The 15,646-nt window shown below is 43.0% G+C and carries 10 protein-coding genes; 9 read left to right on the forward strand and 1 reads right to left on the reverse strand.

Annotated features, from left to right (window positions below; translation table 11 throughout):
* The first annotated feature begins 49 nt into the window (after positions 1-49).
* The 9 genes from ruvB to N8L33_RS05020 all read left to right on the forward strand — a co-directional run bounded on the left by ruvB (position 50) and on the right by N8L33_RS05020 (position 11,426).
* Positions 50-1,048: a Holliday junction branch migration DNA helicase RuvB gene (gene ruvB, locus N8L33_RS04980; RefSeq protein ID WP_314725982.1), complete on the forward strand. Its 999-nt coding sequence runs from the start codon at positions 50-52 to the stop codon at positions 1,046-1,048.
* Positions 1,029-1,601 carry a nucleotidyltransferase family protein gene (locus tag N8L33_RS04985; protein ID WP_261058818.1) on the forward strand — a complete coding sequence of 191 codons (573 nt, stop codon included), beginning with the start codon at positions 1,029-1,031 and terminating at the stop codon, positions 1,599-1,601. Before ruvB ends, N8L33_RS04985 begins: the two co-directional genes overlap by 20 nt.
* A 345-nt stretch (positions 1,602-1,946) precedes the next feature.
* Positions 1,947-2,705 carry an isoprenyl transferase gene (locus N8L33_RS04990; RefSeq protein WP_000466722.1) on the forward strand — a complete coding sequence of 253 codons (759 nt, stop codon included), beginning with the start codon at positions 1,947-1,949 and terminating at the stop codon, positions 2,703-2,705.
* Positions 2,706-2,713: 8 nt separating this feature from the next.
* Entirely contained in the window at positions 2,714-3,517 is an 804-nt protein-coding gene (locus N8L33_RS04995; protein ID WP_000189852.1) for a phosphatidate cytidylyltransferase, read from the forward strand.
* A gap of 21 nt (positions 3,518-3,538) precedes the next feature.
* Positions 3,539-4,798, forward strand: a complete 1,260-nt coding sequence (gene rseP, locus N8L33_RS05000) for an RIP metalloprotease RseP (protein ID WP_261033677.1) — start codon at positions 3,539-3,541, stop codon at positions 4,796-4,798.
* Between the two features lie 12 nt (positions 4,799-4,810).
* The gene (locus tag N8L33_RS05005) at positions 4,811-6,664 is read left to right on the forward strand and encodes a proline--tRNA ligase (protein ID WP_261058862.1); all 1,854 of its coding nucleotides are present in this window, start codon (positions 4,811-4,813) and stop codon (positions 6,662-6,664) included.
* Positions 6,665-6,762: 98 nt separating this feature from the next.
* Positions 6,763-8,142 carry a 6-phospho-beta-glucosidase gene (bglA, locus tag N8L33_RS05010; protein WP_261058876.1) on the forward strand — a complete coding sequence of 460 codons (1,380 nt, stop codon included), beginning with the start codon at positions 6,763-6,765 and terminating at the stop codon, positions 8,140-8,142.
* 192 nt (positions 8,143-8,334) lie between these two features.
* Positions 8,335-10,143 carry a glutamine--fructose-6-phosphate transaminase (isomerizing) gene (glmS, locus tag N8L33_RS05015; protein WP_000334289.1) on the forward strand — a complete coding sequence of 603 codons (1,809 nt, stop codon included), beginning with the start codon at positions 8,335-8,337 and terminating at the stop codon, positions 10,141-10,143.
* Between the two features lie 233 nt (positions 10,144-10,376).
* Positions 10,377-11,426, forward strand: coding sequence for an LLM class flavin-dependent oxidoreductase (locus N8L33_RS05020; protein WP_261058887.1), 1,050 nt, complete (start codon positions 10,377-10,379; stop codon positions 11,424-11,426).
* A 99-nt stretch (positions 11,427-11,525) separates the two neighbouring features.
* Here N8L33_RS05020 and N8L33_RS05025 read toward each other — a convergent pair whose 3' ends face one another.
* Positions 11,526-15,428, reverse strand: coding sequence for a pullulanase (locus N8L33_RS05025; protein WP_261058888.1), 3,903 nt, complete (start codon positions 15,426-15,428; stop codon positions 11,526-11,528).
* Positions 15,429-15,646 lie beyond the last annotated feature (218 nt).

Below are 15,646 nucleotides of genomic sequence, written 5' to 3' on the forward strand. Positions count from 1 at the left end.
ATCCAGTGGCTTTTTTGTTTGTGGCTTTGTTTTTTGATATAATAGAGCTATGAATAGAATTTTAGATAACGAGATAATGGGGGATGAGGAGTTAGTAGAACGCACGCTCCGTCCTCAGTACTTACGTGAATATATTGGGCAGGACAAGGTCAAGGACCAGCTCCAAATATTTATCGAAGCAGCAAAAATGCGGGATGAGGCGCTGGATCATGTGCTCTTATTTGGACCTCCAGGTTTGGGAAAAACGACCATGGCTTTTGTTATTGCCAACGAACTAGGTGTCAATCTCAAGCAGACTTCGGGTCCAGTCATTGAAAAAGCCGGAGATCTGGTAGCGATTTTGAATGACTTAGAGCCTGGGGATGTCCTCTTTATTGACGAGATTCATCGCTTGCCTATGTCGGTGGAAGAGGTGCTTTATAGTGCCATGGAGGACTTCTACATTGATATCATGATTGGGGCTGGTGAAGGTAGTCGCAGTGTTCATTTGGAGTTGCCACCTTTTACCTTGATTGGTGCGACGACTCGGGCTGGTATGCTCTCAAATCCGCTACGGGCACGTTTTGGAATTACAGGTCATATGGAGTATTATGCTCATGCTGATTTGACGGAAATTGTTGAGCGGACGGCAGATATTTTTGAGATGGAAATCACCCATGAGGCAGCGTCTGAGTTGGCTCTACGTAGCCGTGGAACCCCTCGTATTGCCAATCGTCTCCTCAAGCGCGTGCGCGATTTTGCCCAGATTATGGGGGATGGGGTTATCGATGATCTTATTACGGATAAGGCTTTGACTATGCTGGATGTTGACCATGAAGGTTTGGACTATGTGGACCAAAAAATTCTCCGGACCATGATTGAGATGTACGGTGGTGGCCCTGTCGGCTTAGGAACTCTTTCTGTTAATATTGCTGAGGAGCGCGAGACTGTCGAAGACATGTATGAGCCTTACTTGATTCAAAAAGGTTTTATCATGCGGACACGTTCTGGACGGGTGGCGACTGCTAAGGCATATGATCATTTGGGGTATGAGTACAATGAAAAATAAGCAAGAAATTCTAGAGGCTTTTAGAAAAAATTCAGATATGATGGCTATTCTGACGATCGTCCGAAACCTGGAGTTAACAGATTCCTGGTTGGCAGCAGGTTCTGTCAGAAATTTTATCTGGAATTTCTTGTCAGACAAATCCCCTTTTGACTGTGAAACAGATGTAGATGTAATTTTCTTTGATCCAGATATTTCTTATGAGGAAACCTTGTCCCTAGAGAAAAAGCTGAGAGAGGACTTTCCTCAGTACCAGTGGGAATTGAAAAATCAAGTCTATATGCACCAGCACAGCCCTCATACTGCTCCCTATACCAGTTCTCGTGATGCTATGAGTAAGTATCCAGAACGGTGTACGGCAGTTGGACTGCGCTTGAATGAAGAATCCGTTTTGGAACTCTTTACTCCATACGGTCTGGAGGATATTTTGAATTTTCAAGTTCGTCCAACTCCTCAATTTTTAGAGAATCAAGAACGAATGGAACTCTATCAAACACGATTATCCAAGAAAAATTGGCAGGAGAAATGGAAAAATTTGATTTTTAAAAATACTTAAGGAAACTTTAAGCTAGGAAGTGTATACTAAGTTCATAAGTTAAGAAGACCTTAACTTAAACTCCTAAAACTTTTTCATAATAATCTCCCTATAAAAAATAAAGTCGCCCAATCAGGCGGCTTATTTTTTTGGAAATGGGCTTTGTGCCTGAGAATAATACTCAATGAAAATCAAAGTGCAAACTAGGAAGCTAGCCGCAGGTTGCTCAAAACACTGTTTTGAGGTTGCAGATAGAGCTGACGTGGTTTGAATTTGATTTTCGAAGAGTATAAATAGCTTAGTGATAGAAGAAAATAGGGAAATATGGTATAATGAAACGATAGATTTTTGAATAGGAATAAGATCATGTTTGGATTTTTTAAGAAAGATAAGGCTGTGGAAGTAGAGGTTCCGACACAGGTTCCTGCTCATATCGGCATCATCATGGATGGCAATGGCCGTTGGGCTAAAAAACGTATGCAACCGCGAGTTTTTGGACACAAGGCGGGCATGGAAGCATTGCAAACTGTGACCAAGGCAGCCAACAAACTAGGCGTTAAGGTTATTACGGTCTATGCTTTTTCTACAGAAAACTGGACCCGTCCAGATCAGGAAGTCAAGTTTATCATGAACTTGCCAGTAGAGTTTTATGACAATTATGTCCCTGAACTGCATGCGAATAATGTTAAGATTCAAATGATTGGGGAGACGGACCGCCTGCCTAAGCAAACCTTTGAAGCTCTGACTAAGGCTGAGGAATTGACTAAGAACAATACAGGTTTGATTCTTAATTTTGCCCTCAACTATGGTGGACGTGCTGAAATTACACAGGCTCTTAAGTTGATTTCTCAGGATGTGTTAGATGCCAAAATTAACCCAGGTGACATCACAGAGGAATTGATTGGCAACTATCTCTTCACCCAGCATTTGCCTAAGGAGTTACGAGACCCAGACTTGATTATCCGTACTAGTGGAGAATTGCGTTTGAGCAATTTCCTTCCATGGCAGGGAGCCTATAGTGAGCTCTATTTTACGGATACCTTGTGGCCTGATTTTGACGAGGCGGCCTTGCAGGAAGCCATTCTTGCCTACAATCGTCGTCACCGCCGATTTGGAGGAGTTTAGGAGGAAATATGACACAGGATTTACAGAAAAGAACCTTGTTTGCAGGGATTGCCCTGGCTATTTTCCTACCAATTTTAATGATTGGGGGACTCTTGCTGCAGATAGCAATTGGAATCATAGCCATGCTAGCCATGCATGAACTTTTGAAGATGAGAGGTCTAGAGACCATGACGATGGAGGGCCTCTTGACCCTCTTTGCCACCTTTGCCTTGACCATTCCCTTGGAGAATTACCTGACTTTTTTACCAGTTGATGGGAATGTGGTTGCTTATAGTGTTTTGATTTCAATTATGTTAGGAACGACTGTTTTTAGCAAGTCATATACGATTGAGGATGCTGTTTTCCCTCTTGCTATGAGCTTTTATGTGGGCTTTGGTTTTAATGCTCTATTAGATGCTAGAATTGCAGGTTTAGATAAGGCACTCTTAGCCTTGTGTATTGTTTGGGCAACAGACAGTGGTGCCTATCTTGTTGGGATGAACTATGGTAAACGAAAATTAGCTCCGACAGTTTCTCCAAATAAAACCTTTGAGGGTGCCTTGGGTGGTATTTTAGGTGCTATTTTAGTAACTATCATCTTTATGATGTTTGACAGAACAGTTGCTCTTCCGTATGGAATTTACAAGATGTCAGTCTTTGCTATTTTCTTTAGCATTGCTGGACAATTTGGTGATTTACTAGAAAGTTCGATCAAGCGTCACTTTGGTGTCAAGGATTCTGGGAAATTTATCCCTGGACATGGTGGTGTTTTGGATCGTTTCGATAGCATGTTGCTTGTATTTCCAATCATGCACTTGTTTGGACTCTTTTAATCAAAAGACGGAGGAAATACTATGCTCGGAATTTTAACCTTTATTCTGGTTTTTGGGATTATTGTGGTGGTGCACGAGTTCGGGCACTTCTACTTTGCAAAGAAATCAGGAATTCTAGTGCGTGAATTTGCCATTGGTATGGGTCCCAAAATCTTTGCTCATATTGGCAAGGATGGAACGGCCTATACCATCCGAATCTTGCCTCTGGGTGGCTACGTTCGTATGGCCGGTTGGGGTGATGATACCACTGAAATCAAGACAGGAACACCTGTCAGTTTGACGCTTACTGATGATGGTAAGGTTAAACGCATCAATCTTTCAGGTAAAAAATTGGACCAAACAGCTCTTCCTATGCAGGTGACCCAGTTTGACTTTGAAGACAAGCTCTTTATCAAGGGCTTGGTTCTAGAAGAAGAAAAAACATTTGCAGTGGATCACGATGCAACGGTTGTGGAAGCAGATGGAACTGAGGTTCGGATTGCCCCCTTGGATGTACAATATCAAAATGCAACTATATGGGGAAAACTGATTACTAACTTTGCAGGTCCTATGAACAACTTTATCTTAGGTGTTGTTGTTTTCTGGATTTTAATTTTTATGCAGGGTGGTGTCAGAGATGTTGAAACCAACCAGTTCCATGTCATGCCCCAAGGGGCTTTGGCTAAGGTAGGAGTGCCAGAAACGGCTCAGATTACCAAGATTGGCTCACATGAGATTAGCAACTGGGAAAGTTTGATCCAGGCTGTGGAAGCAGAAACCAAAGATAAGACGGCCCCGACCTTGGATGTGACTATTTCTGAAAAGGGGAGTGACAAACAAGTCACTGTTAGTCCGGAAGAAAGTCAAGGTCGTTACCTTCTAGGTGTTCAACCGGGGATTAAGTCAGATTTTCTATCCATGTTTGTAGGTGGTTTCACAACCGCTGCTGACTCGGCTCTCCGAATTCTATCAGCTCTGAAAAATCTGATTTTTCAACCGGATTTGAACAAGCTAGGTGGACCTGTTGCCATCTTTAAGGCAAGTAGTGATGCTGCTAAAAATGGAATTGAGAATGTTTTGGACTTCTTGGCAATGATTTCCATCAATATCGGGATTTTTAACCTTATTCCGATTCCAGCACTGGATGGTGGTAAGATTGTGCTCAATATCCTAGAAGCCATCCGCCGCAAACCATTGAAACAAGAAATTGAAACCTATGTCACCTTGGCCGGAGTGGTCATCATGGTTGTCTTGATGATTGCTGTGACTTGGAATGACATTATGCGACTCTTTTTTAGATAATCGAGGAATATTATGAAACAAAGTAAAATGCCTATCCCAACGCTTCGCGAAATGCCAAGCGATGCTCAAGTTATCAGTCACGCTCTTATGTTGCGAGCTGGTTATGTTCGCCAAGTTTCTGCAGGTGTTTATTCTTACCTACCACTTGCCAACCGTGTGATTGAAAAAGCCAAAAACATCATGCGCCAAGAATTTGATAAGATTGGTGCCGTTGAGATGTTGGCTCCTGCCCTTCTCAGTGCAGAATTGTGGCGCGAATCAGGTCGTTATGAAACTTATGGTGAAGACCTTTACAAACTCAAAAACCGTGAAAAATCAGACTTTATCTTAGGTCCAACTCACGAAGAAACCTTTACAGCTATTGTTCGTGATTCTGTTAAGTCTTACAAGCAATTGCCACTTAACCTTTACCAAATCCAGCCTAAGTATCGTGATGAAAAACGCCCACGTAATGGACTTCTCCGTACACGTGAGTTCATCATGAAGGATGCTTACAGTTTCCACGCTAACTATGATAGCTTGGACAGTGTTTACGATGAGTACAAGGCTGCTTATGAGCGTATTTTTACTCGTAGTGGTTTAGACTTCAAGGCTATCATTGGTGACGGTGGAGCCATGGGTGGTAAGGACAGCCAAGAATTTATGGCCATTACTCCTGCTCGTACAGACCTTGACCGCTGGGTTGTCTTGGACAAGTCAGTTGCCTCATTTGACGAAATTCCTGCAGAAGTGCAAGAAGAAATCAAGGCAGAATTGCTTAAATGGATGGTTTCTGGTGAGGATACCATCGCCTACTCAAGTGAATCTAACTATGCGGCTAACTTAGAAATGGCAACAAACGAGTACAAACCAAGCAATCGTGTTGTCGCTGAAGAAGAAGTGACTCGCGTTGCAACACCAGATGTTAAATCAATCGATGAAGTTGCAGCCTTCCTAAACGTTCCAGAAGAACAAACGATTAAAACTCTCTTCTATATGGCAGATGGTGAGCTTGTTGCAGCCCTTCTAGTTGGAAATGACCAGCTCAATGAAGTTAAGTTGAAAAACCACTTGGGAGCAGATTTCTTCGACGTTGCTAGCGAAGAAGAAGTAGCGAATCTTATTCAAGCAGGGTTCGGTTCACTTGGACCAGTTGGTTTGCCAGAGAATGTTAAAATCATTGCAGACCGTAAGGTGCAAGATGTTCGCAATGCAGTGGTCGGCGCTAACGAAGATGGCTATCACTTGACTGGTGTGAACCCAGGCCGTGATTTTACTGCAGAATATGTGGATATCCGTGAAGTTCGTGAGGGTGAAATTTCCCCAGACGGGCAAGGAGTCCTTAACTTTGCGCGTGGTATCGAAATTGGTCACATCTTCAAACTTGGTACTCGCTATTCAGCAAGCATGGGAGCAGATGTTTTGGATGAAAATGGCCGTGCTGTGCCAATTATCATGGGATGTTACGGTATCGGTGTCAGCCGTCTCCTTTCAGCAGTGATGGAGCAACACGCTCGCCTCTTTGTTAACAAAACACCAAAAGGTGAATACCGTTACGCTTGGGGAATCAATTTCCCTAAAGAATTGGCACCATTTGATGTGCACTTGATTACTGTCAATGTCAAGGATGAAGAAGCCCAGGCTTTGACAGAAAAACTTGAAGCAAGCTTGATGGGAGCTGGTTACGAAGTCTTGACAGATGACCGTAACGAACGTGTCGGTGTTAAATTTAGCGATAGTGACTTGATTGGTCTTCCAATCCGTATCACTGTTGGGAAGAAAGCGGCCGATGGCATCGTAGAAGTGAAGATTAAAGCGACTGGGGACACCATCGAGGTTCATGCAGATAACGTGCTTGAAACGCTTGAAATCCTCAGCAAGAAATAAAAACTATAATCAGAAGAAAAACAAGGAAAAAATGTAACTAGTTTTTACCTTGTTTTTTCTGTATAATGGGAAAAATGACTAGATAAAGAGGTAAATATATGCTAAGATTTCCAAAGGATTTTGTCTGGGGATCCTCTACTTCTGGACCACAAACAGAAGGGCGTGTAGCTGGTGACGGCAAGGGAGATAATCTCTGGGATTACTGGTACCAAGTGGAGCCAAATCGTTACTATAATGGGATTGGTCCAGATAAGACATCGACTTTTTATGAAAATTGGGAACAGGATATTGAGCTTTTGTTAGAGACTGGTCACACAGCCTTTCGGACTTCTATTCAGTGGTCACGGATTTTTCCACAAGGCTGTGGAAAAGTCAACTCTCAAGGTGTGGATTTTTATCGTAAGGTCTTTGAGGCTATTAAGGCTAAGGGGATTCGTCTGTTAGTCAATCTCTACCACTTTGATTTGCCTTTTGCTCTTCAAGAAGTTGGTGATGGTTGGGAAAATAAGGCGACTGTTTCAGCCTATGAAGACTATGCTCGTTTCTGTTTTGAGACTTATGGCGATTTAGTGGATCAATGGATTACCTTTAACGAGCCCATCGTTCCTGTGGAATTTGGCTATTTTTACGATGCCCATTATCCACATAAGGTCGATGCAGAGGCAGCGGTTAAAGTAGCCTATCACACACAATTAGCTAGTAGTAGAGTGGTCAAGGCCTGTCATGAACTCTTGCCTGATTCTAAGATTGGGATTGTCTTAAACTTGACCCCTGCTTATCCACGTAGCCAGCATCCTGCTGATGTCAAGGCAGCTCGCATTGCGGACCTTTTTCAGGCCCAATCTTTCTTAGATCCGTCTGTTTTGGGGACTTATCCACAAGAGTTGGTAGAAATCTTGCATGAACACGGTCTCTTGCCTGATGCCACAGAGGAGGAGTTGGAGCTCATTCGTGACAATACGGTGGATTTCCTTGGTGTCAACTACTATCAACCTTTGCGCGTTATGGCACCTCGATTTGCTAAGAATCCAGAGAGTCCACTCTTGCCAGAACATTTTTACGAACCTTATGTTATGCCTGGACGTAAAATTAATCCTCATCGTGGTTGGGAGATTTATGAGCAAGGGATTTATGACATTGCTCAAAATATCAAGGAAAATTATGGCAATATCGAGTGGATGTTGACAGAGAATGGTATGGGTGTTGAAGGAGAGGAAAAATTCCGTGAGAATGGAATGATTCAAGATGATTACCGTATTGACTTTGTAAAAGGTCATCTGCGTGAACTTCACCGTGCCATTGAAGACGGAGCCAATTGTAAGGGCTACTTGATTTGGACCTTTATCGATTGCTGGTCATGGCTTAACAGCTATAAAAATCGCTATGGTTTGGTCGAATTAGACTTGGAAACGCAAGAACGTCGTCTGAAGAAATCAGGGCACTGGTTCAAGGAACTAAGCGACAATAATGGATTTTAAAAAGGACTCTGACTGATTGTCCTAATTGGTCAGAGTTTTTTTGCTTACAGGAGCTTAATTTCAGCTATACCAATTTTTACTCTTGACAAGTGAAAGAAACAAGTATATACTGTTTTTGCTGGTTCTATAAAAGAGAAATCAGACTATACCAATTTTAAGGAGAAAGCACAGCTTGTCTGTGTCGTATATACTATGTGTGGAATTGTTGGTGTTGTTGGAAACACAAATGCAACTGATATTTTGATTCAAGGGCTTGAAAAGCTCGAATACCGTGGCTATGATTCTGCGGGGATTTTTGTCCTAGGTGGTGCTGAAAATCACCTAGTCAAGGCTGTCGGTCGTATCGCAGAATTATCTGCCAAGACAGCTGGTGTTGAGGGTACAACTGGTATCGGACATACTCGTTGGGCGACTCACGGGAAACCAACGGAAGACAATGCTCACCCACACCGCTCTGAGACTGAACGTTTTGTCTTGGTGCATAACGGGGTGATTGAGAACTACCTTGAAATCAAGGAAGAATACCTTGCAGGTCACCACTTTAAGGGGCAAACAGATACTGAAATTGCCGTTCACTTGATTGGAAAATTTGTGGAAGAAGATGGCTTATCAGTTCTTGAAGCCTTCAAAAAAGCTCTTCACATCATCCGTGGTTCTTATGCCTTTGCCTTGGTTGACTCACAAGATCCTGAAGTCATCTACGTAGCGAAGAATAAATCACCACTTTTGATTGGTCTTGGAGAAGGCTATAACATGGTCTGCTCAGACGCCATGGCTATGATTCGTGAGACCAATCAATACATGGAAATTCATGACCAAGAGTTGGTAATCGTCAAGGCGGATAGTGTGGAAGTTCAAGACTATGATGGCAACAGTCGTGAGCGTGCTAGCTACACTGCTGAGCTTGATTTGTCAGATATCGGTAAGGGAACTTATCCTTACTACATGCTCAAGGAAATCGATGAGCAACCAACAGTGATGCGTAAGTTAATCCAAGCCTACACAGATGAGGCTGGTCAAGTAGTAGTAAACCCAGCTATCATCAAGGCTGTTCAAGACGCAGACCGTATCTACATCCTTGCAGCTGGGACATCTTACCACGCAGGATTTGCTTCTAAGAAAATGCTGGAAGAATTGACAGATACGCCAGTTGAACTTGGAATCTCATCTGAGTGGGGCTACGGTATGCCACTTCTCAGCAAGAAACCACTCTTCATCTTTATCAGTCAGTCTGGTGAAACAGCGGATAGCCGTCAGGTTTTGGTTAAGGCTAATGAAATGGGAATCCCAAGCTTGACAGTGACAAACGTACCAGGCTCAACTCTTTCTCGTGAAGCTAACCATACCATGCTTCTTCATGCAGGACCTGAAATTGCCGTAGCCTCAACCAAGGCTTATACAGCGCAAATCGCAGCCCTTGCCTTCCTTGCAAAAGCAGTTGGAGAAGCAAATGGCAATGCCAAAGCGCAAGCCTTTGACCTGGTTCATGAATTGTCAATCGTAGCTCAGTCTATCGAATCAACTCTTTCAGAGAAAGAAACCATCGAAGCCAAGGTTCGTGAGCTTCTTGAAACAACTCGCAACGCCTTTTACATTGGACGTGGTCAAGATTACTACGTAGCCATGGAAGCAAGTCTCAAACTCAAAGAGATTTCTTACATCCAGTGTGAAGGTTTTGCGGCAGGAGAACTCAAGCACGGAACCATTGCCTTGATTGAAGAAGGAACACCTGTTTTGGCCCTATTGTCAGATCCAGTCCTTGCCAACCATACTCGTGGAAATATCCAAGAGGTCGCAGCTCGTGGTGCCAAAGTCCTCACTATCGCAGAAGAAAATGTTGCCAAAGAGACAGACGACATCGTTCTTACGACTGTACATCCATACCTCTCACCAATTTCAATGGTTGTGCCAACGCAATTGGTCGCTTACTTTGCAACTCTGCACCGTGGTCTTGATGTGGATAAACCACGTAACCTTGCTAAATCAGTAACGGTAGAATAAGCTAAAAAAGTCTAGTTATCTAGGCTTTTTCTTGTGAGCAAATCGGTTGCTTGTACTCAAGTTTCGTGTTATACTCTTCGAAAGTCTCTTCAAACCACGTCAGCTTCCATCTGCAACATCAAAACACTGTTTTGAGCAGCCTGCGGCTAGCTTCCTAGTTTGCTCTTTGATTTTCATTGAGTATTAGAATAATTTTTCAAATTGAAGGACAGAAATAGATAGGGAGAATCACAATGGTAGAATTGGGAATTTCAACATTTGGGGAAACAACGGAGCTTGAAGTGACTGGACAGACTTACAGTCATGCCGAACGTATTCGCCAGTTGGTGGCAGAGATTGAACTGGCTGATAAGGTTGGTTTGGACGTGTATGGGATTGGTGAGCACCATCGAGAGGATTTTGCAGTATCAGCCCCAGAGATTATTTTGGCAGCTGGGGCAGTCAATACCAAGAAAATCCGTTTGACCAGTGCAGTCAGCATTCTGTCAAGTATGGATCCGATTCGCTTGTTCCAACAGTATGCCACTATCGATGCTTTGTCGAATGGACGTGCGGAGATTATGGCTGGAAGGGGTTCTTTCACGGAATCTTTCCCTCTGTTCGGCTATGACTTGAAAGACTACGAAGCTCTCTTTGATGAGAAATTAGACTTGCTTCAGTTAGTCAATGAAAAGACCAAGCTAGACTGGAAAGGTCGATTGACCCAAACAATTTCTGGCAAAGAAGTCTATCCTCGTCCAGTTCAGGACAAATTACCCTTGTGGATAGCTACAGGTGGTCATGTCGAATCAACAGTGAAGATTGCTCAGGCGGGGCTGCCGATTGTCTATGCTATTATTGGTGGCAATCCGCGTTATTTTCAAAAATTGATTCAGGCTTATCGTGACATTGGGAGTGAAGCGGGGCATGCCAGTCATGAACTAATGGTCGGGGCCCATTCTTGGGGTTGGATTGCTGAAGATGGCGAGCAGGCTGTGAAAGATTATTTCCATCCGACCAAGCAAGTAGTGGATGCTATTTCCAAAGACCGTCCGCACTGGCAGGAGTTGACCTATGAGCAATATTTGGAGCAAGTTGGGCCAAATGGTGCTATGTTTGTGGGCAATCCAGATCAGGTGGCCGAAAAATTGATTCGCATGATTGAGGATCTAGGTTTGGACCGCTTCATGCTCCATCTACCGCTTGGTTCTATGCCTCATGACCAGGTTCTGAGAGCTATTGAACTCTTCGGAACACAAGTTGCACCCAAAGTACGGACTTATTTTACCATGAAAGAGGCTTAATAAAAAATCCTAATCAAGTTTATTAGGACAACAAATATTGTACAAAAATTAATCCCCCGAGCTATAATGCTTGGGGGATTTTTCTATAGGAGGGCTAGTTTAGTTCTCTTTTTTGTTTTTTAGCAAGAACCCGAGACCTAGAAGGGCAAGGAGACTAATTCCTGCAAACAGGAGTTTGTTATCGTTTTTGGTTCCTGTATTTGGAAGTTCAGCTTGTTTAGCTGGAGTTGCAGGTATATTTTCCTTGTTAGAGTTATCTACCGATTCGTTTCGAACAGCTTCACTTACAGATGATGCTTGTGCTTCTTGTGCTGGTTGTTCAGCTTGTGAATCAGTTGTAGCTTGGCTAGGTTTATTTTCTGCATCAGCTACTTTTGTATCTGGTTTAGTAGAATCAGGTTTAGCTTGTGGAGCTGGATCTGTATTTTGATGTTCAGGTTTGTTTAATCGATTTGGAATATCGCTTGTACTGTGCTCTTGACCTTGACCTTGACCTTGTTCTTGTCTAGAATTTGAAAGGTCAAATTCTGGTTTATCTTTCATAGCTGGACGGCTTTGAGAGACTCGAAGAACAGTAGCTGTAAGAGCATTCAATTTCAAGCCTTTTTCAGTCCATTCAAGTCCTTGAGGGTTGGCAATTCCGACTGGCCCTGCTTGGTTTTCATCTGCTAAAACTTCAGCATTTCTGAGGTGGGCAAAGGCAGTTCCCAAGTTAAATTCGCGAGCTTTTTCGTCCGCATTGACAAAGACTGCGTAGATATCTCCGTTTGGAGCAGTGATTTGGTAGCCAATCACTACATCTTCTTTTTCCACACCATTTTGGCCTGGGACAGTGATGAGGCGGACACGATCTTTGATATCTTGGAGGCTCTTAAGTCGGAAGGCATCTGTAGATTGACGAAGGGCAATCAACCCTTTCATATAGTCACGACTCTTGACATTTTCAGGATAAGCTTTACTATCTGTGGCCTTAGTCCAGTCAAACTTATTGATAGCATCGCTAGAATCGTAAGAGTCATGGATGAAGTAAGGATAGTCAAATGGATTGCCGTCCTTATCACGCAATAAGTGAGATTTGTTTGGAACCTTATCCTCTGCTACTGGAGTCTTGTAGGCTGGGTCACGGAATTGTTTAGTGCGACCATATTCCTGACCAGAGTGGATAAATGGAGTTCCTTGAGCTGTCAAGACCATGAGGTTTCCAAGTCGCAAACGACGGTGGATTTCAGCATAGTTCTTAGCCTTGCTTGGGTCTTTTTTGATAGACTGGGCAATGATGTCAAAGAGGGTCAAGTTATCATGGGCTGCGATGTATTGAATCACATCTCCAGGACTGTCTGCTTCAAAGTTGGTTGGTTGAGCAATGAGATTTTTGAAGATAGTGTTGATATCACGCTTGCCACCTGTGATAAAGGCAGGTTGACCTTCATTTGGATAACCAGACTTGAGGTTGTTACGGATGTCATCTGAGAAGACAGCGACAGTATCGGTATGTTTCATCCAATCTTGGTCAGCAGCTTTAGTAGGCATGTTTTCATCACCGGCATAGGTTCTCCAACCTTCGCCTAACATAATTAGATTTGGATTGAGGGCGCGTGCAGCCTTGTAAGCTTCTTCGATAGAAGCGGCGTCATGGTCTCCCATCATATCGAAACGGAATCCATCCACTTTGTAGGTATCGACTAGGTATTTGATAGAATCAACTAGGAGGCGTTTGGTCATATGGTGAGTTGTCCCCAAACGTCCACCACCAAAGCTAGTTCGAGGTGTTCCGTCAGCATCCATAAAGTGGTAGTAGTTTGGCTCTAGGTCTTCAAAGATATCGACTTTGGCTGTATGGTTATACACTACGTCCAGGATAGCTCCCATGCCACGTTTGTGGATCTCGTTGATGAGGTTTTTAAATTCTGCGATTCGTTTTTCTGGATTTTTAGGATCGCTTGAGTACATACCAGTCAAGGAGAAGTAGTTTTGAGGGTCATATCCCCAGTTGTAGTTGCTGTTGCTTGAAGCATAGTCAGACAAGCGTTCATGGTTTTTCAATTCGTTGACAAAGTAGTAAGACAAGACTGGAAGGAGTTGGATGTGGGTTACACCCAAGTCTTTGAGGTAGTCTAGTTTTTCAATGAAAGCTTCAAAGGTACCAAATGGCTTGGTCAAGTCTTTTGAGATGGCGGGATCTGAAGTGAAGTCACGCACATGAGCTTCGTAGATAACGGCATCTTCGCGCGATTTGAAGTTGCGAATCTTACCATAAGTCAAGTCTTGAGGTCCTAGTTTAGCTGGATTTACAAAGGCAGCTTTAGCCACTTTATGGGCATCGTCAATCTTAGCATCGTCACTATTCCAAGCAGCGAGGGATTTAGCGTAAGGATCGAGTGCAAGAACAGTTTTACCTTGACGCTCGATTTGGTATTGATAATAGTAGCCAGTGAAATCTGTGATTCCTAGTTTGTTTGTGCTATCTAGAGTTTGTTTCCAAGTTCCTCTTTCCCCTTTTTCAAGAGCGACAGTTCCAACTACTTTTTCAGGGTCATTCTTGTCGTAGACAACGACAGAAACCTTATCAGCACTTGGTGACCAGAGAGTTAAATCAACCTGTTTTCCTTCTTCTTTGAGTTCAGCTCCAAGTTTACCATCATAGCTGTAAGTCTCATCTTTAAGACGCCAGCTTGTTTTGGTAGTGAATTTGTCAGAGTTGTAGCTAACGGTATAAGGATGTTTTGTGTCAGAGAAATCTCCGCTGTAAGTCACTTTCTTACCAGCTTCGTCGATTGCAACATCGGTAATAGTTATCTTGTTTCCCAGGTGATTAGTGATGTTGGAGTGCTTGAGGATATCTTCTTTTTTAGCACCGACTAGTGTTGAAAAACTACTTTCAATGCTAGAAGTTCCTACGTGCTGAGCCCCTGTCATGCGGATATCATGGACATAGTATGGATTTGTGTAAATCGTTTCGTCATCATCTTTTAGGAAAATTTGGCTATGATTTTTCAAATCTGTGAACTTATAATCTTCTTTACGGATTTTCACGTCGTCTCCTTGTTTGCTCTCATCTAATAGTAAAAAGCCGAATTCTTTGGCGGCGTCCTTAAGAGGAATGTCGATATAGCGGCCATATTTGCCTGTAGCTGTAAAGTCTGTTCCGTCAGGCCATTGAGCGCTACTTGGATTTTTTACATCTCCCCAGTACCAAAGAGATTTCTTGTCATAGTTGCCGTCAGTGCGGTAGTAGTTGACGCGAACAGTTCCTGCAGGTTGTGGCTCGTAAGAGAAAACCTTGTGATCTTGGTCCAACCAAGCCTCATTCATCTTTGGTGCTAGTTTTTCTACCGATTTATCGCCGGTTAGATTTTTCCCAGCTGTATTGTTGATGAGGAAGCTAATTTTCTTGGCTTGTTCTCCCTTTAATTTGACATCTATGTAGTAGCCGTAGTCATCTTTTTTGGCATCCTTAAAGGACAGGGCTCCGTTTGGCCAATTTTCAGAAGGTTTTTCAACATCATCCCAAGTCCATAGTCCTTGACTATCCTTGTTTTCTTCAGGAAGTTTTTTGACGTGGATACGGAAGTAGTTGTCTTCGATTGGCTCTTCTGCCTTAGTTTCAGTTGTTACTGGACTCGTAGAAGTAGTTGATTCACTTGAACGATCTTGCCCAGTTTGTGGTGCTGAATCGGCTGGAGTTGCAGCAGGAGTTGTTGGCTCTGTTGCAGGTTTTTCTTCTTTTTTCTCTAGGGAAGCGTTTGCACTATCAGGTGAAGAAAAATCGCTTTCGTTCTTGCCAGCGATGTTTGTTGCATCAGTAAGAGGTTGGGCAAGGGCAGTAGTAGTTTCACTATTACTTGCGTTAGTGGTTGGTGTACTTTCGTTGGCTGAGATAGTTGGGGTAGCCATAGCAAGTAGGACAAGGCTTGCGCCGATAAGGACAGAACCAGTTCCATTTTTGAGGGAACGGATGCTGTAGACCATTTTTTTCTCAGTTTGAGCTGGTGTTTTTCTCATGATGATTCTCCAATCAATAAATTTCTATATCAGTATAGCATGTAGTAAAACAATATGCAAGCGTTTTCTCAAAATTAAGACAAAAGAAAATCGCAACAGGTTTTGCTACGATTTAGCCAGTATTTCTTATAGGAAAAGATTTGGTAACTTCTAAAACTAACTTCCAGTTTCCCCCAACCTAGCCTTCAGTATGAGAAAAACGCGTGAAATCAGTAGAA

The organism is Streptococcus mitis, assembly GCF_946188695.1.
Lineage (GTDB): Bacteria > Bacillota > Bacilli > Lactobacillales > Streptococcaceae > Streptococcus > Streptococcus mitis_DF.